The 22,226-nt window shown below is 68.9% G+C and carries 19 protein-coding genes; 6 read left to right on the forward strand and 13 right to left on the reverse strand.

What is annotated here, in order from left to right; translation table 11 throughout:
• Nucleotides 1–82: 82 nt before the first annotated feature.
• A complete protein-coding gene (locus tag ACFSVL_RS16360) occupies nucleotides 83–574 on the reverse strand; it encodes a DinB family protein (RefSeq protein WP_378305385.1) in 492 nt (163 codons plus the stop codon).
• 50 nt (nucleotides 575–624) lie between these two features.
• On the opposite strand from ACFSVL_RS16360, the gene ACFSVL_RS16365 reads away from it, so the two are divergent.
• Complete coding sequence (locus tag ACFSVL_RS16365; protein WP_378304973.1) at nucleotides 625–1,812, forward strand: DUF6236 family protein; 1,188 nt, start codon at nucleotides 625–627, stop codon at nucleotides 1,810–1,812.
• Here the strand turns inward: ACFSVL_RS16365 and ACFSVL_RS16370 are convergent.
• The 4 genes from ACFSVL_RS16370 to ACFSVL_RS16385 form a co-directional block, all read right to left on the reverse strand.
• Entirely contained in the window at nucleotides 1,809–3,674 is a 1,866-nt protein-coding gene (locus ACFSVL_RS16370) for an AfsR/SARP family transcriptional regulator (RefSeq protein WP_378304975.1), read from the reverse strand. The genes ACFSVL_RS16365 and ACFSVL_RS16370 overlap by 4 nt on opposite strands.
• Nucleotides 3,675–3,783: 109 nt before the next feature.
• Nucleotides 3,784–6,552 carry an AfsR/SARP family transcriptional regulator gene (locus tag ACFSVL_RS16375; RefSeq protein ID WP_378304977.1) on the reverse strand — a complete coding sequence of 923 codons (2,769 nt, stop codon included), beginning with the start codon at nucleotides 6,550–6,552 and terminating at the stop codon, nucleotides 3,784–3,786.
• Nucleotides 6,553–6,889: 337 nt separating this feature from the next.
• Nucleotides 6,890–7,819 carry a PIG-L family deacetylase gene (locus ACFSVL_RS16380; protein ID WP_378304979.1) on the reverse strand — a complete coding sequence of 310 codons (930 nt, stop codon included), beginning with the start codon at nucleotides 7,817–7,819 and terminating at the stop codon, nucleotides 6,890–6,892.
• A 12-nt stretch (nucleotides 7,820–7,831) separates the two neighbouring features.
• On the reverse strand, nucleotides 7,832–9,322 hold the full coding sequence (locus ACFSVL_RS16385; protein ID WP_378304981.1) for a hypothetical protein: 1,491 nt from the start codon (nucleotides 9,320–9,322) through the stop codon (nucleotides 7,832–7,834).
• Between the two features lie 204 nt (nucleotides 9,323–9,526).
• On the opposite strand from ACFSVL_RS16385, the gene ACFSVL_RS16390 reads away from it, so the two are divergent.
• Entirely contained in the window at nucleotides 9,527–10,990 is a 1,464-nt protein-coding gene (locus ACFSVL_RS16390) for a hypothetical protein (protein ID WP_378304983.1), read from the forward strand.
• Nucleotides 10,991–11,098: 108 nt separating this feature from the next.
• Here the strand turns inward: ACFSVL_RS16390 and ACFSVL_RS16395 are convergent, their stop codons facing one another.
• The 3 genes from ACFSVL_RS16395 to ACFSVL_RS16405 all read right to left on the reverse strand — a co-directional run bounded on the left by ACFSVL_RS16395 (nucleotide 11,099) and on the right by ACFSVL_RS16405 (nucleotide 13,431).
• Complete coding sequence (locus ACFSVL_RS16395; protein WP_378304985.1) at nucleotides 11,099–11,509, reverse strand: hypothetical protein; 411 nt, start codon at nucleotides 11,507–11,509, stop codon at nucleotides 11,099–11,101.
• Between the two features lie 61 nt (nucleotides 11,510–11,570).
• The gene (locus tag ACFSVL_RS16400) at nucleotides 11,571–12,398 is read right to left on the reverse strand and encodes an SCO6745 family protein (RefSeq protein WP_378304987.1); all 828 of its coding nucleotides are present in this window, start codon (nucleotides 12,396–12,398) and stop codon (nucleotides 11,571–11,573) included.
• A gap of 7 nt (nucleotides 12,399–12,405) precedes the next feature.
• On the reverse strand, nucleotides 12,406–13,431 hold the full coding sequence (locus tag ACFSVL_RS16405) for a HutD family protein (RefSeq protein ID WP_378304989.1): 1,026 nt from the start codon (nucleotides 13,429–13,431) through the stop codon (nucleotides 12,406–12,408).
• 96 nt (nucleotides 13,432–13,527) lie between these two features.
• On the opposite strand from ACFSVL_RS16405, the gene ACFSVL_RS16410 reads away from it, so the two are divergent.
• Nucleotides 13,528–14,481, forward strand: coding sequence for a hypothetical protein (locus ACFSVL_RS16410; RefSeq protein WP_378304991.1), 954 nt, complete (start codon nucleotides 13,528–13,530; stop codon nucleotides 14,479–14,481).
• 37 nt (nucleotides 14,482–14,518) lie between these two features.
• Here ACFSVL_RS16410 and ACFSVL_RS16415 read toward each other — a convergent pair whose 3' ends face one another.
• Nucleotides 14,519–15,343: an SAM-dependent methyltransferase gene (locus tag ACFSVL_RS16415; RefSeq protein ID WP_449224380.1), complete on the reverse strand. Its 825-nt coding sequence runs from the start codon at nucleotides 15,341–15,343 to the stop codon at nucleotides 14,519–14,521.
• Between the two features lie 417 nt (nucleotides 15,344–15,760).
• Between ACFSVL_RS16415 and ACFSVL_RS16420 the strand changes: the two genes are divergently transcribed.
• Nucleotides 15,761–16,780: a M48 family metallopeptidase gene (locus tag ACFSVL_RS16420; protein ID WP_378304995.1), complete on the forward strand. Its 1,020-nt coding sequence runs from the start codon at nucleotides 15,761–15,763 to the stop codon at nucleotides 16,778–16,780.
• Nucleotides 16,781–16,786: 6 nt separating this feature from the next.
• Here the strand turns inward: ACFSVL_RS16420 and ACFSVL_RS16425 are convergent, their stop codons facing one another.
• Complete coding sequence (locus tag ACFSVL_RS16425) at nucleotides 16,787–17,605, reverse strand: serine hydrolase (protein ID WP_378304997.1); 819 nt, start codon at nucleotides 17,603–17,605, stop codon at nucleotides 16,787–16,789.
• A gap of 31 nt (nucleotides 17,606–17,636) precedes the next feature.
• Nucleotides 17,637–18,524, reverse strand: a complete 888-nt coding sequence (locus ACFSVL_RS16430) for a helix-turn-helix transcriptional regulator (protein ID WP_378304999.1) — start codon at nucleotides 18,522–18,524, stop codon at nucleotides 17,637–17,639.
• 123 nt (nucleotides 18,525–18,647) lie between these two features.
• Between ACFSVL_RS16430 and ACFSVL_RS16435 the strand changes: the two genes are divergently transcribed.
• Nucleotides 18,648–19,571 carry an aldo/keto reductase gene (locus tag ACFSVL_RS16435; RefSeq protein ID WP_378305001.1) on the forward strand — a complete coding sequence of 308 codons (924 nt, stop codon included), beginning with the start codon at nucleotides 18,648–18,650 and terminating at the stop codon, nucleotides 19,569–19,571.
• 5 nt (nucleotides 19,572–19,576) lie between these two features.
• On the opposite strand, the gene ACFSVL_RS16440 is transcribed toward ACFSVL_RS16435, so the two are convergent.
• Both ACFSVL_RS16440 and ACFSVL_RS16445 read right to left on the reverse strand, forming a co-directional pair.
• Nucleotides 19,577–20,467, reverse strand: coding sequence for a helix-turn-helix transcriptional regulator (locus ACFSVL_RS16440; RefSeq protein WP_378305003.1), 891 nt, complete (start codon nucleotides 20,465–20,467; stop codon nucleotides 19,577–19,579).
• A gap of 52 nt (nucleotides 20,468–20,519) precedes the next feature.
• On the reverse strand, nucleotides 20,520–21,323 hold the full coding sequence (locus ACFSVL_RS16445) for an SDR family oxidoreductase (RefSeq protein ID WP_378305005.1): 804 nt from the start codon (nucleotides 21,321–21,323) through the stop codon (nucleotides 20,520–20,522).
• A 713-nt stretch (nucleotides 21,324–22,036) separates the two neighbouring features.
• Here ACFSVL_RS16445 and ACFSVL_RS16450 point away from each other — a divergent pair.
• Nucleotides 22,037–22,192, forward strand: coding sequence for a hypothetical protein (locus ACFSVL_RS16450; RefSeq protein ID WP_378305007.1), 156 nt, complete (start codon nucleotides 22,037–22,039; stop codon nucleotides 22,190–22,192).
• The last annotated feature ends 34 nt before the right edge of the window (nucleotides 22,193–22,226 follow it).

Raw genomic sequence — 22,226 nt, forward strand, 5'->3', positions numbered from 1 at the left:
TCACGGACGACCAAACTCCGGCGCGAGCGGGGGAGCGGGTCCTTCACGGACCTTCGGCAGGGAGGCTTCGAGCCACGCCGGATTACTCTCGCGGCGCGGCGTCGTTCGCCAGGATCTGCTCCCGGAGGATGTCCGCATGCCCGCAATGCTGCGCCAGTTCCCGCAGAACATGCAGGTACACGAACCGCAGCGGCAACGGGCCGCGCCGGTTGCCGGGCAGCAGGTCGGTCAGCTCCAGCGCTGCGGTGGCCTTGCGGGCGTTCTCGCACGCCTCGCGGTGGGCCCGCCGGACGGACTCGACGGTGTCGTCGTCGGTGAGGATGAAGGATTCGTCCGGCGTCTCCGGGATCCCGATCTCGGCGCGCGGACGGCCGGTGACGGCCTCGTCGAACCAGACCCTCTCCACGAAGGCCGCGTGTTTGACCAGGCCGAGCAGCGTGGTCCGGGACGGCACGAGCGACCTGCGGGCTTGCTCCTCGGTGAGCCCGTCGAGGCAGTGGCGCAGCGCCTCGCGGTGCGCGTCGAGGAACCATTCGAACTGGTTCTTGGCCGGGCTGCCGATCACTGATTCCATGGGCACCGGTCCAGCTTGCCGGATCGCCGAGGCCAGGTGAAGGAGCCGGGATGCCGTCGCTCGCGCTGTACTACCCGTGGACGCACGTCCAGCACGACAACTGGCTCAAGCTCGCCCTGCTGACCTGGGACCATCTCGCCCGGATGCGCCCGGCCGCGGCCGCGGACCGGGACAGCGACCTCGTCCGGCAGCTGCGCGCCGAGACCGATTTCCTCGTGGAGACCGCGCCGAGCCCGGCCGTGCTGGACGTCGTCGCCGAGTCGTTCGGCGAGATCTTCGACGCCGAGCCCGCGTTTTTGCTGGAGCGGTACGGACTGGACGAGCCGAAGGTGCGCCGGTTGCCGAACGGCGAGCTGCGGCAGGCCGGATGGCGCGGGTACGAGCCGCCGTTCACCCAGCACTACACGAAATGGACGCCGCCGGGTGCGCTGCTGACCGCGGTCCCGGTCGGCGCCCCGGGCGCGAAAATGACCAGCGGCCTGCGGGATTCGCTCGTCGACATCGGGCTCGCGGTGCCGATGGACGGCCCGTGGGTCGGCCTCGACCCCAAACTGGCCTCGATCTACCTCGCGGTGCTGGCCGACGCGATGGGCGACCGCGAAGCGCTCTCGCCGGTCACCGACGACCCGCGCATGCACCACGCGACCGGTGCGCTGGACCGGCTGGTGTCGATGGTGTTCGACGATTACGTTTCGGTGCCCGCGGTGGAAAACGTCGAGAGCGCCTATCTGCAGCTGGCGCTGGAAGCGGTGCTCGAACCGTCCTATGTGGACCGGGTGCCGATCGGGAAGCTCATCGGGTTCCGGGAGAAGCACCGCGCCGAGCTGGCCGCGTTCCAGGCGCACGTGGCGAGCCTCGGCCCGGAACTGCGCGCCGTCGCCGAAGCGGAAAACCTGGAGGTGGCGGCGGCGCATTTGCGGGCGCAGTACGAGACCAAGACGCGCCCGCAGCTGGAGGACCTGCGCAAGGCGCTGCGCGGGATCGGGGTGGAGGCGACTGCGGGCACGTTGGTGCAGAAGATCGATCTCAATGCCGCGGCGGGCACGGTGCTGGGCGGGATCGCCGCGGCGGGCGGGCAGCTGGCGGTGGCGGGCACGGCGGTCGCGGTGACGCTGGCGCCGTATCTGGCGGGGAAGATGAAGGCGCGGCGGGAGCAGGTGGCGAAGTCGCCGGTGGCGTATCTGCTGGCGGCGGACCGGAAGCTGAGCGGGCGTACGCTCCTGCAGCGGCACCGCTAAGGCGCGACACTCAACTGCGTCACGCTGATCCGCCTCCGGGGAGCCGATTCCGTCAGCTCCGCGTTAGTCACCCGGTCGGCGACCGCGAACAGCGCCGACCGCGGTTCCTCCTGCTCCGCCCGCTCGTACGCGAAGGCGCGGACCAGATCGCACAGCCGGTACCGCAGCGGGCCGGATGCGACCTCCACGAGCCGGCTGTCCACCAGACGCTCGACGACTTCGTCGGCGTACTGCGGAGGCTCGCCGAGCAGCACCCCGACCAGCCAGGGGAAGAAGTCCGTGAAGCCGAGCCAGCCGAGCCTGCGCAACGCGGTCCGCTCGCGTTCGCCCAGTTCGGCGTAGCTGCGCGCGAGGCTCTCTCGGACATCGAGGTCGCCGATCGCCAGTTCGCTGAGGATCCGCCGCTGGGTGCGCAGCCGCCGCGCCAGTTCGGGCAGTGGCCAGGCTGGTCGCGCGGCCAGCCGGGCGCCCGCGATCCGCACCGCCAGCGGCAGGAAACCGCACAGCCGGACGATTTCGCTCGCGGTCTCGGCCTCCCGGCGTGTGCGCTCCGGGCCGGCCAGCGTGCCGAGCAGGTCGAGCGCGTCCTGCCGGTCGAACGCGGGAAGGTCGAGCTGTTCCGCGCCTTCCAGCGCCAGCCGGACGCGGCTGGTGACCAGCACCGCGCCGGCCGTCCCGCCGGGCAGCAGCGGCCGGACCTGGTCTTCCCGTTCCGCGTGGTCCAGCACGATCAGCGTGGCGCGATCGGCCAGCAGCGTGCGATACAGCGAGGACCGCGCGTCCAGTTCCGCCGGAATGGCGTTCTCCGCGACGCCCAGCGCCCGCAGGAACCGGCCCAGCACCTCGGCTGGATCTCCTTGCGCGCCACGGAGATCGGCGTAAAGCTGCCCGCCGTCGAACCGCGTCTGATGCGCCACGTGCACAGCCAGCGCGCTCTTGCCCGCCCCTGCTTGCCCGGAAATCGCGCACAGCCGCAAGCCAGACGCGGGCGGCTGGGTGATCCAGTGCAGGACGCGGCTGACTTCCGCGGACCGGCCGGTGAAATCGGCGGTGTCGGGCGGAAGCTGGCGCGGCACCAGCGTCGTCGGCACCGCGCCGGGTTCGGCACCGGGAGCGATGCCGAAATCGCCGTTCAGCACTCGCTGGTGCAGCTCCCGCAGCTGCGCGCTCGGCTCGACCCCCAGTTCGCCGATCAGCACCCGTCTGCCTTCCTGATACGCGGCCAGCGCGTCGGCTCGCTGCCCGGCCAGGCACAGCGCCACCATCAGATGACACCGAAGCCGTTCCCGCAGCGGGTTCTCCGCGACGAGCGCGACCAGGTGGTCCAGCACACCGCCGTGCTGTCCGGCGGCCAGCCGCGCTTCGAAGCTGTCCTCCAGCACCCCCAGCCGTTCCCCGGCCAGCCGGTCGCATTCGGCCTGCGCCCAATCGCCGTCCGCGCCGCCGAGCGCGGTGCCTCGCCACTGTGCGAGCGCTTCGCCGAAAAGCGCGGCCGCGTCGTCGTAACGGCGTTCGGCGAGCGCCCGTCTGCCCTCGGACGCACGGCTGCGGAACACCCAGAGGTCCACCTTGCCGGACGGCGCGTCGAGCCGGTAGCCGCCCGGATCGCGGATGATCAGCTCCGTCCCCGCGGGGTGGGCGGCCAGGGATCTTCGCAGCATCGACACGTATCTGTGCACCGCGGCCTTCGCCGGCGGATTCGGTTCCGCGCCCCACAACACCGCGACGATCCGCTCGACCGAAACCGCCTGCTCCCTGGCCGCGATCAGCAGCGCCAGCAGCGTGCGCGGCTTCGGCCCGCCCAACGGCACCGCACGGTCGCCGTCGGTGGCGCGCACCGGTCCCAGCACCCGAAACTCCATGATGTCTCCCCTCATCGCGGGCGGGCGTCCCTCACGGGCGCACCGAGCACCACGATGACCGTGTCCGCCGAGCGTGGAACGGTTCTGGAAGCCCGCTGGAATGCGCGGTTCAGCGCGGTGCGGGCCAGGTTTTCCCGGTGCCGAGCCGGGCCAGCGCGGCCTCGACGGCGGCGGCCTGCGCGAGCCGGCCCTGCGCGCGGAACAGGTCGAGCGCGAGCTGCCAGACGGTGCGCGCCTTGCCGTCGTCGCCCATCTCGCGGTGGGTGTGGCCGAGGTGCTCGAGGGTGTCGGCTTCCAGGTAGGTGTTGCCGGTTTCGCGGTAGCTGGCCAGCGCTTCGCGATAGTGCCGGACCGCGTCGGCGTGCTGGCCGGTGTGGTGCTCGATGAGGCCGAGACTGTCGAGCACGTCGGCGATCGCCGGATGGTTCTCCTCCCGGTACAGCTCCAGCGCGCGCTCGCAATGGGGCCGGGCCTCGTCGTGGCGCCCGAGCAAGGTCAGATGCCAGCCGACGCCGTTGCGCGCCTGCGCTTCCCACGCCGGGTTGCCGAGCGGCAGGAACAGCTCCAGCGACCGCTGTGCGTGCCGGAGCGCGGTGCCCTGGTCGCCGTGCAAACCCCAGGCCTGCGCCAGATCGTGCTCGATGATCCCCCGGACGCGGATGTCGCGGAGGTCGACCAGCTCCAGTGCCTTGGAGAGGTGCTTGAGCGCGTTGTCGTGCTGAGCGGTGCGCGCGTTGACGAGCCCGTAGCGCCGATGGGCGAGGACGCGGGTTTCCGGCTCGCCCAGCGCGTCGGCGGCGTGCACCGCCGCGGCCCAGACGGCCAGGTCTTCGTGGAGGAAACCGCGCCGGTAGTGGTAGGCGGTGAACGCCCAGGCGATCTGCCAGACGGGACGGTGCCAGTTTTGCGCGGAGGCGGTGCGCTGCGCGTCGAGGAGACAGTCGTGGTCCGCGTCGAACCAGCCGAGGGCTTCGTCGGAATCCGGGAGCTGCTGGGGATGGGGATGGTCGTGTCCGGCGTCGATGCCGTGCGGGGAAATGCCGTGCGGGTGCAGGACGCGGTTCGCGGCCAGCGCGGTGCCGCTGTAGTAGCCGATGACGCGACGCAGCGCCGCGGTGCGTTCCTCGGCGGGGAGACTGAGGTGGGTCTTCGCGAAAAGCCGGACGAGGTCGTGCATCCGGTACCGGCCGGGCGCGTCCTGCTCCACGAGCGAAACCCGTTCCAGCGCACGGAGAACCGCCGCGGCCGCGTTCGGGGCGAGCCCGGTGAGGTTGGCGGCCGCGTGGACGCTGATGTCCGGCCCCGGCGCGAGCCCGAGCAGCTCGAACACCTCGGCGTGCTGCGGCGGGAGAGCGCGCAGGGACCACGACAGGACCGCGGAGACGCTGGCGTCGCCGTCGTCGAGCGCGCGCACGTCGGTGAGTTCGGCGGCCAGCGAGGCCAACGGGAAGCCGGGGTGTTCGGCGGCGCGCGCGGCGAGGATCCCGAGCGCCAGCGGCGAACCCGCGCAGCGCGTGACCAGCTGTTCGGCGGCGTCGGGGTCGGCGGCGAGCGCTTCCGGGCCGAGCCTGCCGGTCAGGACGGTGCGGGCCTGCGGCGCGGGCAGCGGCCGGACCGCGAGCGGCGTCGCGCCGTGCGTGGTGGTCAGGCTCGTCATGCGGTTGCGGCTGGTGACGACGACGGCGCAGCCCGGATCGCCCGGCAGCAGCGGCGTGACCTGCGCGGTGTCTCGGGCGTTGTCGAGGACGACGAGGACGCGTTTCCCGGCGAGCAGAGTGCGGTAGAGCGCGGCCCGGGCGTCCGGATCGGCGGGGATCGAAGCACCGGTGACGCCGAGCGCGTGCAGGAAACCCCGCAACGCGACGTCGGACCGCGTCGGGTCCCCGTCCGGGCTGAAACCGCGCAGGTCGACGTACAGCCGGCCGTCCGGGAACGCGGTCGCCTGCCGGTGGGCCCAATGCAGCGCGAGGGCGGTTTTGCCCATTCCGCCGCCGCCGTGCAGGACCGTGATCGGGACGGTGGGGTGCCGCTCGGCGAGGGTGTCGAGGCGGCGGATTTCGTCGTCGCGGCCGGTGAACCGGGGCGGCGAGGGCGGCAGCTGCTGGGGGACCGGCGCGGCCCACCCCCGCTGGGCCGCGGGCGCGGGGGCTTGCGCGGCGAGGATGTCCTCGTGCACCGCGCGCAGCTGCGGCGAGGGGTCGGCGCCGAGTTCGTCGCGGAGCGTCGTGCGGGTTTGCCGGTAACGGGCGAGGGCTTCGTCGGTGCGGCCGCTGTGGTGCAGGGCGCGCATCAAGGCGGCGGCGATGCGCTCGTCCAGCGGGTATTCCTCCGCGCGCCGGGAAAGGAGCCCGAGGACGTCGCCGTGACGGCCGCGGCGCAGCTGCCGATCGGCGTAGTCGAGTTCGGCGACGGTGCGCTGACGGCTGAGCGACTGCCGCACGATATCGGCCCACGCCGACTCCAGCCCGAGCAACGCGTCGCCTTGCCACAGCTCAAGGGCCTGCTCGTACAGCCGCGTCGCCTCGCCGTCGTCGGCGGTGGCGCGGGCCTCGGCGACCAGGCTCGTGAACTGGTTCAGGTCAAGCGCGTCCGGGCCCGGCAACGGGATGACATAGCCGCCGGAACGGCGTTCGATGCTCCCGCCGTGCGGCTGCAGCACCCGGCGGAGGCGGGCGATGTAGGTCTGGAGCGCGTTCGCGACCCGCGACGGCGGATGCTCGCCCCACACCCGGGTGACGAGCTGGTCGGCGGGCACGACGCGGCCGGCGTCGAGCAGCAGCGCGGCCAGCACCAGCCGCTGCCGCGCGTGCCCGGCCGCCAGCACCTCGCCGTCCGCGGTCGCGCCGACCTCGCCCAGCACCCGGAACTCCAACGCCATTCCCTGAGCCCTCCCCGGTCCGCCACCGAAAGAGGCTAAGGCATTGCCGAGCGGGCATGAATCGGAATTAAGTCGGAGTGCGCGATAGTCCTGGCGTCGTAGTTCCGGCGAGCGGGAAGGGACGGGCCGGGCGGACCCGCCCTGGGCGTGCCGTCCGTGAGGGGAACCCTGACGGACTCTGATTCCCTCAGGGTTCCCCTCACGGACTTCAAGAAACGGTCATTCTGGCGTTAATCGGGCTTTTCGTTAGCGGGGGTGTCCTTTATGGACGGTCGGCAGGCTGAGGCCACCCGAGCTCAAGTCCCTGGCATTGGTCATTCCGTCCGGTTGGGGCGGTTCACTGTTCGCAGCTGAAGTCGCCCGGCGGGACCCAGGGCGTTCCGGCCTCGAAAATCCGGCCGAGCGGGCGGTACTGCTTGCCCGCCAGCTCGTCCCAGGTGTTCGGGCCCATCACCGGGTCGTGGGGTTTGTACTGGTCCCACATCGCCTGCTTCTCCTGCCGCCAGCCGTCGTCGACGTTGTCCGGGTAGTACTGGATGACGTACCCCTGGTATTCGTCGCGGCGGATCCGGGTGTTGCCGTTCTCGTCGACGTCCGCGTCGGCCACGAGGATGGCTCCGGCGATGTGGTCGACGTGGTCGGGCTTCGACTCGCCGGCCGGGTTCTTGTCCCGGTGGCCGATGGTGCTCTGGCTGCGGATGTAGTCGGGATTGACGTAGTCGATGATCCCGTTGATCATCCCGAGGAAGTCCGCCTTCCGGTACCCGGGGCGGTCATCGATCGGCATGGCCTCGAAGCCGTCGTCGTTGAGCATGCGGTAGAGGTCGCCGCAGTTGTCCTCCGGCCCGGCGGCGCCGTGCAGATAGGTGAAAACCAAATGCAGATTGGTGCCGTTCAGGTGATCGACGGGCACTTGGTGATCGCCGAACTGCATCAGCTCGTAGGTCCAGTCGTCCGCGGTGTGCGCGGCTCGCGCGTATGCCGCGCGCACCCCGTCGATCCGCATGTTCGCGTAGTCCATCCCGCACGGATCATGGCTGGCGCACGGCAATTCGCCCGCGGTGAGATACGTGACCCACACGTTGTAGCCCGCCTGGATGTCCGAGGCGATGTCGGGATTCATGAACAGCAGATCGTCGTCCTGGTGCGCGACGAAACTGAGCGTGGTCGTGGGCTCGGCGGCGGCCGTGCCCGCGCTGGCGGCCATTCCGGACACGGCGAGCACGGCCAGTGCCGCCGCCGTCCAGATCCGGCGTAATGCCTTCATCGGTGTGCTCCTTTACTGTCCCCAGGTTTCGATGTCGGGTGCGGCCATGTCGGGGGTCCAGTACCAGTGGGTGAGGACTCCGTCGGTGGTGCGGCCGTAGACGTTCTGTTGTGCGGGGGTGGCGAATCCGGTCGGGTTGGCGCCGAGGTTGCCGCCCCAGGAGACGTAGTGGGGTTCGTTGTCTTCCGGGGTCCACCACCAGTGCCCGAGCTGGTCGTCGGGGGTGCGGGCGAACACGTGCTGCTGGTCGTTCCAGACGTAGGCGACCGGGTCGCCGGTCAGGGTCTGGGGCAGGGGTTCGATCTGGACGCCGTCCTGCGGGGTCCAGTAGTAATGCGCGAGCGTGCCTTCGGGGGTGCGGGCGTAGACGTGCTGCTGGTCGCCTACGGCGTATCCGGCGGGGTTGCCCGCGATCTGCCCGCCCCAAGTCGTGTACTGCGGCTCGTTGTCGGCCGGAGTCCACCACCAATGCCCCAGCTGCCCGTCCGGAGTACGCGCGAACACATGCTGCTGGTCGTGCCACACATACGCCACCGGATCGCCGGACAGTTCCTGTTCCGCGGATTCCTCGACCACGTCGGTGTTCTGCGGGGTCCAGTAGATGTGGCGCAGCCGGTTGTCGGTGCCCCGGGCGAGGACGTGCACCTGATCGCCGAACGCGTACCCCGACGGGTTGCCCCCGATATCCGTCGCAGCCACTTCGAACACCGGGTCCGCGTCGTCCGGACGCCAGAACCAGTGGCCCAGCCGGTCCCCGGTCAGCAGCGCGAACACGTGCTGGACGTCCCCGGACACCAAGGCGACCGGCTCGCCGACCAGTTCACCGGGATACGACTCCGATTCCACTTGTTCGCCGGTGTTGTACGAATGCAGCAGCGAGCCGTCCGCACCGCGCGAGAACATGTGCTCCTGCGACCCGTACCGGTACGACGCCGACGCGGCGATTCCCGCGTCGCCCGGCGGAGGCTGGACGCTCCCGCGGACCTCGTCGAGCATCGCGACCGCTATCGATTCAGCTAGGTCGTACTTTTCCCCGTACTTGGAAATCTGCACGCTTTGCGCGAGCTGGCCAGCGGTGTAGTTCGGATACCGCGGCTCGTTGGCCTGCGCGTGGGAAAAGAACTGGGTTGCCGCGTACTCCGGATTCATGATCTGTTCCGGCGTTCCCCATCCCGCGCTGGGTCTCTGCTGGAAAACGCCGAGCGAGTCCAGATCGCCGCAGTTGAGATTGTTCATGTGGGATTCGACCCAGCCGGTCTCGAACGCGGCCAGCATCACCTTGTCCGACACGTTCCGGCTGAGCCCCACCCGGTACACGAGCTTGGTGATCTCGAGGTCCCGGGTCGGCGGCACCGCGCAATTCAGGTTCTTCGCCGCGGCGGCCACGTCCCCCGGCGCGGCGGGCGGGACCCCGGCGGCGGCCACCCCCGGGCTCAGGACGACCAGCGCCCCGAGCAGCGCGGCCGTCCCGCCCAGCTTGACGGTCTTTCGTTGCCAGTTCACATTTCCTCCAGCGTCTCCCTCTTGCGTGCACAGCTTCTCGGGGAGACCTGGAAACAACCTCCGAATCCGCTCCCATCGAAGGTGAAGAGCATGAGGAGGCGGCTGCCCTAGTTTCGGGAAGGTCCGGTCGCTGAACCTGTCGAAAGAAAGAATTCCACCGTGTTGAACCGGTTATCGAGCCGCCGCCGATTCCTGCAGAGAGCGATGGCCGTGGCCGTCGTGGCCTCGGCCGCTGTCGGAGTCCAGGCGTTGTCCGTCGCGCCCGCCGCACAGGCCTCGGACCTGGGCGGTCCCATCACCCGAGCCGAGATCATCGAACGCGCCCAGTACTGGGTGGACCACCCACCGGGACCTTACAACCAGAAAGAGTGGTCGCCCGGCCCCGGCGGAGACCGGAGCTACCGGCGCGACTGCTCCGGGTACGTCTCCATGGCCTGGCACATCAACGCCGACCCGTCGACGTTCACCCTGCCCAATTTCTCCCACGAAATCCCGCGAAGCGAGTTGAAGCCGGGAGACATCCTCAACAACATCACCGAGCACACGTTCATCTTCGACCAGTGGCTCGACGGCAACGGCCGCTTCTCCTACTACAGCTTCGGTTCGACGCCGGTGCGGCACCTCACCGCGTCCATGAGCGACGCCTCGCTCGACGGTCACCCCAACGGAAGCTACCGCGCCTTCCGCTACAACAACGTCGTCGACGACGTGCCCGCCCCGCCGGGCGATGCGGGAATCGCCGCGTCGGCGTCGTACCGGTACGGGTCGCAGGAGCACATGTTCTCGCGCGGTGTGGACGGCTCGCTGCTGCATTCGTACAACACCGGGGAGTCGATCGAATCGGAGTCGTACCCGGGCGAGCTGGTGGGCGAGCCGGTGGCGTTGGTGTCGGGCGATGTGCAGCACGTGTTCGCGCTGCTGACCGGGGACCGGCTGGGGCATTGGTTCTGGCGTCCGGATGACGCGGATCCGGTGTTCGAGGTGGCTGCGACGGATATCGGGGGCAACCCGTCGGGTTATGCGTTCGGCGATCAGGTGCATGTGCTGGCGCGCGGGACGGACAACCGGTTGCGGCACATCTACTGGACCCCGCAGAACCAGGATGTGGTGGAGGAGTCGGCCCCGCAGGAGCTGACGGGCGATCCGGTGGCGTATGTGTGGCATGACCAGCAGCATGTGTTCGCGCGTACTCCGGACGGGCAGCTGGGGCATTGGTGGTGGACTCCGGCCGACAACGAGCCGCAGTACACGACGTGGGGCGGGCAGATCGCCGGGAATCCGGCGGGGTATGCGTTCGGGGATCAGCAGCATGTCTACGCCCGCACCCCGGAAGGCACGCTGGCGCACTACTACTGGACTCCGCAGGACGGCGTCACCATCGAACCGCTCCCGCAGACCCTGACCGGGGATCCGGTGGCCTACGTGTGGAACGACCAGCAGCATGTGTTCGCCCGGACTCCGGACGACCAGCTCGGGCACTGGTGGTGGACCCCGGAAGACAACGAACCCCACTACGTCTCCTGGGGCGGAAACCTCGGCGCCAACCCGACCGGATTCGCGACACCCGGCCAGCAGAACGTGTACGGCCGCACCACCGACGGAGTCCTCACCCACTGGTACTGGACCCCCGACATGGCCGCACCCGACATCGAAACCTGGGGCCAATAGCCCTGGCGGCTGGCTGGTTCCGTCCGGAGCCAGCCAGCCCCGTCAGGCGATGGCCGTCAGCCCGGACGGGAGGGAAATACTGCCGGGCAGGGAACTCCGGAACCGCGGTCACTTGATCGCCGCGGTCGCTCCCACCACCGCCCCGTAGAGCACGAACACGTTGACCATCGCGATAAACGACGGCTGAAGCCACCGGACCACCGGAGCCGACTGCTGAGCCAACGGAGTGCCCTGCGCGTCGAGCGCCGGATCGCCCGGCCGCGACGCCAGCAGCGAGACCAGTCCGAACAGTGCGCACAGCGTGAACGGGAACCACTGGCCGTGCAACGGATTCCAGAGCCGTTGCGCGCCGCCCCATGCCGCGGAGACGGCACCGGTCATGGCGGCGAAGTTGGTCAGCGATTGGACGGTGACGAAGTCGCTGACGCTCTTAGTGCCCGCCGGTGCCGCGTCGCCGAGGTTGCCGCTCGTCGGTTCCGTTGTCGGGGTCGTGGTGGCGAAGGCTTTGGCAATGGACATGAGACACCTCGTTGTGGCTCGGATTCTCCGAAGTCGCGGCGAGGCGCGGGCCCGTTACGTCCTACCGTGACCCGGCAGCCTCCACCCGCGCGGTGATCGGTTCCAGCGCGGCGACCAGTTCGTCGAGTTCAGCGGACGGCAGCGCGTCGTACGGCGGAGCGGCGAGTTCGTCGGTCAGCGTTTCGATGCGTTGCTTGAGCTCGCGTCCGGCGTCGGTGAACCGGCCGTCGGCGTCGACGAGTCCGCGTTCGCGCAAGCCGTTCATGATCGCGGTCAGCCGTTGCTTCGGCAGATGGTGGACGCGTCCGAACGACTCCGGCGGGTGGATGTCCATGTCCAGCGCGGACAGAATGTGCGCCTCCGCCCCGCTGATGCGCGCGCCGACGAGAGCGGCGATATGCCCGTCGCCCCGGTGTTCGCGCAGCATGGTCGCCGAATGCCACAGCCGCGCGACCGGATCGCTCGGCACCGGCAGCGACCGCATCCCCGCGTACATCACGCGGCCCTCGGTGGGCGCGCTCGTCGCGGCCTTGGTGGTCAGGTCGGCGGCGCGCACCAAACCGGGGGAGCCGGACAGCTCTTCGCCGAGGATCCGCCGCAGCGAGGCCGCGCTGCCCCGTTCGCGCGCGGCGACGGACGCTTCCGGCGGGATCGTTGCCCACGCGCTCGGGATGTGCCGCGCGACCTCTCCGTCGGCGAAGTTGTAGAAGGCCGCGTTCACGACCTCCGCCGGCACCCGCCCCAACGGTGCGGCACGGCTGGCGAAATAGCCGTCCCAGTAGGTGCGGTGCCCGAGTGCGGCCAGCTCCTCATTGCACTCGTCCGCGAAGAACGTGACGAGGCAAATCGGTTCCAGCAGCTCGAACATGCGCCGGGCGGTACGCGTCATCGCTGCATCATGCCAGCGGTTTCCCGTCCTGGAGGACGATATCGGCGACTTGCTCGCCGAGGTCGACCGTCGCAGTCGAGTCGGCTGTGCGGCGCGAGTCCGGAGTGCGGAGTACGACCTCGGCCCGGTACCTCCCGCGCTGGGTCATGACGTTGAGGGCTTGGGTCGGCTGATCGAGGCTGACGGTCACCTCGTCCTCGCCTGCGAACCGGAGCTGGTCGCCGCGAGCGAGGTCCGTCGGCTCGCCGTTAACGGTCAGCCGCAGCGGGCCGAGGGCGGTGAAAAGCCGGTCCATCCCGGGGAAAGCCGAGAACGGCGCGTCTTCGAGCAGGTCCGCGACGCTGATCCGCCAGCACGTTTCCCCGTCGGGGCCGGTTTCGGCGGCGAGTTCCCGGGTAGTGCCCGCTCCGTTGCGCCAGGGGACCGGAGTGACGTCGGATGGGACGAACAGGTCACTCGGTCGGCTCGCCGCAGGGAAAAGCGCACGGACCGCGTCCGGGAATCCGGCGACCGCGTCCGGTCCGGACAGTGCCAGATTGAACAGAAACCCCGGCAGCAGCGACAAAATCACCTGCGCGAGCGCATCGGCGTCCTCCCGGCCCCGGACCAGGGCGGCGATCTCGGCGCTCATCTCGACCGTCGCCGCGGTGAGCCGGTCGGCCAGCTGCGGATTGCGCTGCGCCTCCGCCCAGACCTGCACCGCCATGCCCGCCAGCTGCCGGTCGCGGTGCAGATCGAGCACCGCCTCCAGCAGTTCCGCCATCACCTCGCCGACCCCGTGCTCACCGGTGCCGCGGGCCAGCACGGCGCGCAGGACCCCAGCGACGTCGTCGAGGTTCTGCGCGGCGACGGCGACGATCATGTCCTCCTTCTTCGGGAAGTACCGGTAAACCGCGCCCGCGGACTTGCCCGCCTCGGCGAAGACGTCCTGCATCGACGTGCGGTGGAAGCCGTCCCGCAGGAAACAGCGGCGCGCGGCCGCCAGGATCTCTCCCCGCTGGTCGTCCTTGTACTGCTGGCTCACCCTCGGCATCGCCCGCTCCCTCGCCTTGACACTCGCTGGACCGGAGCATAGCGTGAAAGAAAAGCGGATGTCCGTCCTCTTTTCCGCTCAGAACGGAGCACCGTCATGCCGATGACCCCGGTCCCGGACGTCACCCTGACCCCGGTCGCGTCCTTCCCGGCGAAGTACTTCCCGGAGAACCTCGCCGTCCGCGCGGACGGTTCGGTGCTGGTCACCGTGCTTCTGCAGCGAGAGCTGTGGATCGTGCCGGAACCGCAGCGCCCGGTTCTCGTGCACCGGTTCGACCACCCGGTGACGGGGATCGTCGAGGTGCGCCCGGACGTCTTCCTGATCAGCCTGACCGAGGGATACACCACGCACGAATCGCATCTGGTGCGGCTCGACCTCGCCGGCTGGACCCCCGGGGAACCAGTGTCGCCGGAAGTCGTCTTCACCTTCGACGACCGGGTGCGCGCCCTCAACGGCAGCTGCCTGCTCGGCCCGTCGACGGTGGCGGTCGCGGACTGCTTCGCGGGGCTGATCTGGCGAGTCGACCTCGACGCCGACGCCCGCAGCGCGCAGGCCCGGGTCTGGCTGGCTCACGACACCATGGCCGACGACCCGGACGCCGAGGTCGCCCCGCCGCGACAGCCGGGCGTCAACGGCGTCCGGTACAGCGCGCGGACCGGCTACCTCTACTACACCTCGACCGCGCAGAAAGTCTTCATGCGGGTGCCAGTCGACCCGGTCACGCTGGACCCGGCTGGTAGTGCGGAATTCGTCGCCGCGATCGACAACGCGGACGACTTCGCCCTCGACGAGCAAGCCGGATTCGCTTACGTCACAAGGCATCGCGCCAACACGCTCGACCGGGTGCCGCTCGCGCCCCGGCACGGCAGCGAAGTCCGGCACATCGCGGGGGAGCCGTTCGACGAACGCCTGGTCGGCCCGTCCAGCGCGGTCTGGGCTCCCGGCGAGGAAGGCCGAGTCCTCTACGTGACGACCGACGGCGGAACGACCGCACCGCCCGACGGGACTTTCCGCAACGCGATGCTGTTGCGGGCCGAACTGCGGCCGTGAACACCTTCCCGTTGCACCACAACGGCTTCGGTAAAGATCAGGGCTTGCGCGCGACCCCGGCCAGCATCGCGGCTTCGCTCGGATCCGCGAAGTCGATGACCGGTGTATTGGGTCCGCTTTCCTCGGGATGCCAGGCAGCGGTCCACGTGACGCCGGGATCCAGCAGTTCGAAGTCGCCGAACAGCGCGCGGATTTCCGCGTTCGAGCGCAGCACGTGCTTGCTGACATTCGTGTCGTACAGCTCGATGACCGTGTGCAACTGCTCGGCGATGTCGTCGGGCAGCCCCTCGTGGGTGATCTGCGACAGCACGAGATGCGATCCGGAGGGCAGCATTTCCCGGTACCGCGCGATGGCCTCCGGCCCGAGGTCGCGCCCGTCCGGGCCGGGCTGCTGGATGTGCAGGACCGCGGTCACCAGCAGGGCCAGCGGCTGGTCGAGGTCGAGAACGCCGGTGTCCGCGACGGATTGCCACAGTTCGTCCGGTTCGCGAAGGTCGCCCTGCACCACCGCGTGCCGTCCGGGATCGCCGTGGCGCTCCAGCAGAATCCGCGAATGCGCGACCGCGACGGGCTCGCGGTCGATGTAGACGACGCGGGCGTCCGGCGCGACCTCGTCGGCGATCTGGTGCACGTTGCCCATCGTCGGAACGCCGGACCCGATGTCGACGAACTGGCGCACGCCGAGGCGCACCAGATGCCGCACCGCGCGGTGCAGGAAGGCGCGGTTGGCCCGGGCGCAGTACATCCCGGCCGGAAACGCCGACAGGACCATCTTGCCGAACTCGCGGTCGATGGCCCAGTTGGCCGTGCCGCCGAGATACCAGTCGTAAACCCGCGCCACGCTGGGCCGGTCGAGGTCCACGCCCGGGATGGGCTCTTCAGGTCCTTGCGCCACGCTGCCTCCCCCGCAGTCGTGCTCAATCGTATCCAATCCGGCCGGGCCCGCCGGATGGGTGCGGGCTGCCGGATCTTGCTCGCGGTCGGACGCGGCGCGTCGGCGAGCCGATCGGGCACCCGCACCGGCAGCGCGACCCAGTCCCCGGCCGCGGGAATTGCCTCGGCAAATGAATACTCCGATCGGCCCATCCCATGAGACCGCCTGCCGTATGCGCAATGGCGGGGCACCGTACTCGCGTAGTGGTCTGGACAACAGGAATTCTGTTATCCCGATGCCCCGCGTTTCTGTGAACAGGCAACAGAAACGCCGGACCCCGGCACCGCGGAATCGTCCGGTGACCGGCTTTGAGTAGGCTGCTGCCAACGACTTCACGGGGGAGCGATGACGGAAGAAATCGAAGCGCGGCGCAATGCCGTCCGTTTCCCGGGCATCAGCCCGAGAGCCTACGAACATCCGGTGGACCGCGGCGCGCTCGCCACGTTGCGCTCGGTGCCCGGATTCGCCCAGGTGATCAGCGCGGTCTCCGGGTTCTACAACGAACGCGGCGAACGGCTGATGGCGCTGGCGTCGTCGATTCGCGTCGGCCCGCGCCAGTACCCGGAACTCGACCGGCTCCGCCACGAATGCGCCGAAACACTGGATCTGCCCGCGGTGCCGAACCTGTTCGTCTACCAGGATCCGCGGCTGCAGGCGGCCGCGCTCGGCATGGACGAGCCGTTCCTGCGGATCAGCACCGCGCTCGTGGACCAGATGAGCCACGAATCGCTGCGGTTCGTCCTCGGGCACGAGATGGGGCACGTGCTGTCCGGGCACGCGGTCTACCGCACCATCATGGTGCGCCTGATCAATCTCCAGCTGTCGATGTCCTGGACGCCGGTCAGCGCGCTCGGCATCCGGGCGATCATCGCGGCGCTGAGCGAGTGGTACCGCAAGGCCGAGCTGTCGTGCGACCGCGCGGGACTGCTCTGCGGCCAGGACCCGGCCGAGGCGCTGCGGGCGCAGATCCAGCTCGCCGGCGGGCTCGACCCGTCCCGCATCGACATCCCGTCGTTTCTCCGGCAGGGCGCGGAATACGAGTCGGTCGAGGACATCCGGGACAGCCTGCTCAAGCTGAAATACGTCGAGACCGAGACCCATCCGTTCGCCGTGGTCCGGGCGACGCAGCTGCAAAAATGGGCGGCGTCCGAGGATTACCGCGCGATCCTGGCCGGCGACTACCTCCGCCGCGACGACGACACTCCGACCGCGGACTGGAAGGACGACCTGAAGTCCGCGGCGAAGTCGTACAAGGACTCCTGGACCGCCTCCGCCGACCCGCTGACGAAGGTCTTCACCGAAGTCGGCGAGACGGTGGCCGGTGCCGCCAGCAAGGTCTGGACCAAGTTCGGCGGCAACGGCTGACCGCGGTCACTTCCCGAAGTACCCCTTGAACAAGATCTCGCTGATCTTGGTGGTGGTCTCCTTGCCGGTCTCGTACCCGTCCTGGACGACCATGGTGTTGTTCATCAGCGCGAGCGTGTACCGCTGGTGCGGTCCGACGAAACCGACCGAGTTCATGATCCAGGAACCGTCGTCGTTGTCGTCGGACCAGCCGTCCTTGTTGCCCGGCCGCGCGGCGGCACCCGCACCCCAGACGCCCCACTGCTGATTGACGTCGACGTTGCGCATCTCGCCGACGAGGTAGTCGCGGTGCCGCTCGGGCAGCCGCGTCAGGACGTAGTTGACCAGCCGGTCCAGGTCGTTCGCGGTGGTCAGGATCCAGCCCCAGTGGTGCGGATGCTGGTCGGTGAACCGCATGTCGGTCATGCCGTAGGAGGGGAACCGCTTGGCGAACTCGGCCTCCCCGCCGTACCGGGTCCACAGCGTGTGCGCGGCGGTGTCGTCGCTGGAGTTGAGTATCCGGTGCATCAGCTCCCGGTCTTCGGCGCTCAGCCGGATGGCCCCGGAGTCGTTGCGCAGCAACAGATCCACGACCATGGCCAGCTTCGGCGTGGAACAGGCCCAGATCAGCGTCCCGGCAGCCTTGCTCCGGTAGACGGCACCGGTCCACCGGTCCCGCAGCACAATCCCGGTGACGCCCGGCCTGCTGTCGGCGTAAGCCTGGGCGCGGCCGATGCGCGCCTGGAGTTCCCGGTCGAAGCGCCCAGTCGCGCCCGCGGGTGCGGCGGAGGTCAGCGTGAGCACGGTCAGTGCTGCGGCGAGGGTTATGGCAAGTCTTCTCTTCACATGGGCCCCCGGCGTCCAGTGGTGATGACGGTCACGTGAAGCTCTGAGAGTCAGTCATCGAGCTTCGATGCCAGGACCCGAGGAGTTTGAGCCGCTCCTCGGACGCAGTGCCAGGCTCGGCGGTATAGGTGACCAGGTTGTGCACGGCCCGGCCGGACAACGGCAGGTCGAGCGACTGGAAGGTCAGCTCCAGATGGCCGACGTCGGGATGCTGGAGTCGTTTGACGCCGTCGTGGCGGATCAGGACGTCGTGCACCGCCCATAAGCCGCGGAATTCCGGGCTGAGGGTGCACAGTTCGCCGATGAGTTCGCGCAGTGCCCGATCGTGGGGCTCGCGTCCGGCCTCGGCGCGCAGGAGGGCGGCGGTCGCATTGCCGGCGGCGTCCCAGTCGGCGAAGAAATGCTGTGCGCTGGGGTCGAGGAAGATGTAGCGCGAGATGTTGGCGCGGCCGTGCTTGTCGACGGTCGGGCTGTCGAACATCGGCGCGTGCAGGGCCCGGGCCAGCGGATTGCTGGCGACGACGTCTGTGCGGCCGTTGCGCACGAACGCCGAGGACATCGTCATGGAGTCGAGCAGCCACTGGACCCGTGGCGGGACCTCGATGTCCTTCCGCCGCGACGGCGCGCGCCGCGAAGACCGGGCCAGGTCGAACAGGTAGGTGCGTTCGTCGTCGTCCAGCCGCAGGGCGCGAGCGACCGCGTCCAGCACGTCCTCCGAAACGCCGCCGATGTGCCCCTTCTCCAGTCGCGTGTACCACTCCGTGCTCACTCCGGCGAGGACGGCGACCTCCTCGCGCCGCAGCCCGGCGACCCGGCGGCGGGTGCTGGTCGGCAGTCCAGCCTGCGCCGGAGTGATCTTGGCGCGCCGGCTGGCGAGGAAGTGCCGGATGTCGTCGCGGTTTCCGGGCGGCTGGTCCATGCCATTCACGGTAACCGCCGATCGCGGCGCGAGGGGGGTTGAAGTCGTACCCCCGATAAGAGCGACCTTCTCCAGCGGCGGCCGTCGCGGTCTCGTAGGAGCCGAACGATGGGAGACCGGGACATGACGAACAAAACGCCGGCGCTGGGCACCTGGGCGTGGGGAGACAGCGGCAAGGCGGGCGACGGCTATTTCGGCAGCCAGCTGACCGAGTACGGCCTGCGAGAGGTCGTCGAGAAGGCGCACTCGAACGGGTTGACCTTGTGGGACACCGCGATGGTGTACGGCATGGGCCGCTCGGAGACGGCCCTCGCTCAGGCGCTGAAAGGCTACGCCCGCAGCGAGTACCAGCTGTCGACGAAGTTCACCCCGCAGGCCGCGGGCGACGATCTGGTCGCAGGCATGCTGGAGCAGAGCCTCGACCGACTGGGCACCGACTACGTGGACCTGTACTGGATCCACAACCCCGCCGACGTCGCCCGCTGGACGCCGCTGCTGATTCCGCTGCTGCGGAGCGGCCGGATCAAGCACGTCGGCGTCTCGAACCACAATCTGAAGGAGATCGCACTCGCCGATCAGATCCTCGGCGAGGCGGGCTTCCGGGTGGAGGCGGTCCAGAATCACTACAGCCTGCTGTACCGGAGTTCTGAGCGCGCAGGCATTCTCGACCACTGTCGCGAACACGACGTGCAGTTCTTCGCCTACCTAGTCCTGGAACAAGGCGCGCTGACCGGCCGGACCCGTCCGCTGCCAGAGGGCAGCAGCCGGGCCGCGGTGTACAACGGCATCCTGCCCCAGTTGCAGACGCTCACGGACCGGATGGGAGCGATCGGCGAGGCCCGGGGCGCGTCCGCCGCCGACGTCGCCATCGCCTGGGCCATCGCCAAGGGGACCACGCCGATCATCGGAGTCACGAAGGCAGGCCATGTCGACGGTTTGGTTCGTGCCCAAGGCATCACGCTCACCGACGAGGAGATCGCGGAGCTAGAGGCCCTGGCGGACGCCGCGGACGTCGACACCCGCGGCAGCTGGGAGCACGCCATGTAGGACGGTCAGCTGGTTGCTTGGCTCTCGGTCGCTGGCTGTTCCTGGCTGGCCGCCCACGACGTCAACAGCGCTAGCCCGTCCGCCGCCGGCGTGCCAGCGGGCGCGGTGTAAACGGTGAGGAGCAGACCGGGTTCGGCAGACAGATCCATCGACTCGACGTCCAGGTCAAGCTGGCCCACTACCGGATGGTGCAGCCGCTTGCGTCCGGACCGATGGAGCCGGACGTCCTGCGACGCCCACCGCCGCCGAAACAGCTCACTGCGGGTCGACAATTCACCGACCAGGGCGATCAGCTCCTCGTCATGCGGATTGCGCCCAGCTTCCATGCGCAGCTTCGCGGCTACATCGCAGGCGACGCGGTCATAGTCGACGAAAAACGTTTCCGCCGCTTCGGGATCCAGATACACGAACCGCGCGGTGTTGGCCGGCCGTCGCGGGTCGGCCAACACCGGCGAATACAGCGCGCGGGCAAGGTGATTCGTGGCCAGCACGTCATAACGGCCATTGCAAATCCACGCTGGCGCCTCGGTAATAGCGTCGAGCATCCGCTGAAGCGCCGGACGCACTGTCCCGGCTGATCGCCGCCGCCGCGGACCGCCGGGTGTCCTGGACTGCCGCGCGAGGTGAAAGAGGTGATCGCGCTCGGCCTCGTCAAGCTGCAAGGCGGAGGCCAGCGCGTCAAGCACCCCGTCGGAGGCACCGGTGAGGCTGCCGCGCTCCATGCGCACGTAGTAATCGACCGAGACCCCTGCCAGCAGCGCTACCTCTTCGCGCCGCAGGCCCTTGACCCGCCGGTTGCCGCCATAAGCAGGCAGCCCGGCCCGCTCCGGCGTGATCCGCGCGCGACGCGAGGTCAGGAACTCCTTGATCTCGGTGCGCAGATCGATCTTGGCCACCCCTTCACCATAAGCCCTGTCCACCGACGAAGGGAGGACCTGCCGGTACCCCTCAGGTACCGGACGCGGTCGAAGCGATGCCGCCGTCCACCGGGATAATCGTTCCGGTCAGATAAGCCGAGGCCCGGCTGGCGAGGAACACGGCGATACCCGCCATATCGTCGTCACGACCAAGCCGGCGCAGCGGGGCCTTTGCCGCGATCTGCTCGCCGACAGCCTCAAGCGTGACCGCCATCATCTGCGACGGGAACGGTCCCGGGGCGACCGCGTTCACCGTGATGTGCTGTGGGCCCAATTCCCGGGCAAGCACCCTGGTGAGCTGATGGAGCCCCGCTTTGCTGCTGGCGTACGAGTAATTGGGCGACTCGGCCACGTGAATGGCGGCGATACTGCCGATGTTGATCACCCGCGCGGGATCGTCGGCGGCACCCGCCTTGCGAAGCGCCGGGAGCAGCGCCTGCACGAGCCAGAACGGCGACTTGAGGTTGAGGTCGAGCACGGAGTCCCAGGCCTCGTCGGGGAACGTCTCCAGCGGCTCGCGCCACATCGCGCCCGCGTTGTTGACGAGAATGTCCAGCCGGTCGGAGTCGGCTTGGACCAGGTCGGCGAGGCGCTGACACTCGTCGCGGGTGGAGAGGTCGGCGGGGATTGCTTGAACGTCGCCGAATTCGGACAGCAGTTTTTGTGCGTTGGTGCATGCGTCTTCGGTGCGTGAGCTGATGATGACGCGGGCGCCTGCCTGCAGGAGGCCGCGCGCGATCATCATCCCGATGCCTTTGGTGCCGCCGGTGACAAGTGCGTACTTCCCGCTCAGGTCGAAAAGGTCTGAGTGAGTGGTGAAGTGGGTGTCCGCCATGGGGTGTTTGGGTCCTTTTTCTGACAGCTTGTGGAGTGTTTCGTTCAGGTTGTCAGGCGTCCTGGACTTCTGGGAGACCTTGGCGATACAGGTACTGGGAGAGCCACCCTTGTCTGGCACGCGGGTGCGGGTTCGCCTCGCGACGGCTTGCACGTGGTCCCATCGCGCACTAAGAAAAACGTCCCGAATCATGGGACAGCTGGTCCGGAAGCGTGAATGGCGAAATGAATAACCACTCAGCCATCAAGTCATCAATACTGACTTGGCACCACTGCCTGTCGTAGGCCGCAAGAGTGAAGCGGGTCGTTCGATGGGCGTCGGCCGGTGGTCACGGTGTGTGGTTGAACTCTCGAACGAAAACGACTCGTCGCGCAATAACCGGATTTCGCGATCCGGCGAAATCGGAGGCCGGGAACGACGCTTTCCTCGGGGTCTCCACAGGGTGGAATCCGTTGCCACGGTGGGGTTCAGCCGGTCACCGGCGACCCTCGTTCGAATGACGTCCGCGAGGTCAAATGAAATCCTGTCGCGGTCTTCGCGCCAGCCTTCCGAACGTGGCGGACTCGGGAAGAAAGAATATTCCCCCAAGGGTACGTGAAACTTATTCCTGGCGAGGCGCCGCCCAGTCGGGTAATTGACGTATTTCCCCGGCATAAATAACGTCTTCTCCCGTCCGGTTCTTGCCGGAATTCCCGTCAACAAAGGAGACTCGCATGTTCGAGCACGAGAATGCCCTCGCACCGGAGATCGTCGAACCGGTCAGCCGTCCGGCGGCGGGCACGGCCACCACCGAGGAGGGTGTCGACCAGTCCATCTGGGGCGGCATCACGTGGAAGAACATCCCGTTCGCCGGCGACGACGCCCGATGATCCAGTGCCCGCGTCGCGACACCGAGCGGGGGCA

It is taken from the genome of Amycolatopsis silviterrae, from assembly GCF_042684085.1.
GTDB classification, from domain to species: domain Bacteria; phylum Actinomycetota; class Actinomycetes; order Mycobacteriales; family Pseudonocardiaceae; genus Amycolatopsis; species Amycolatopsis silviterrae.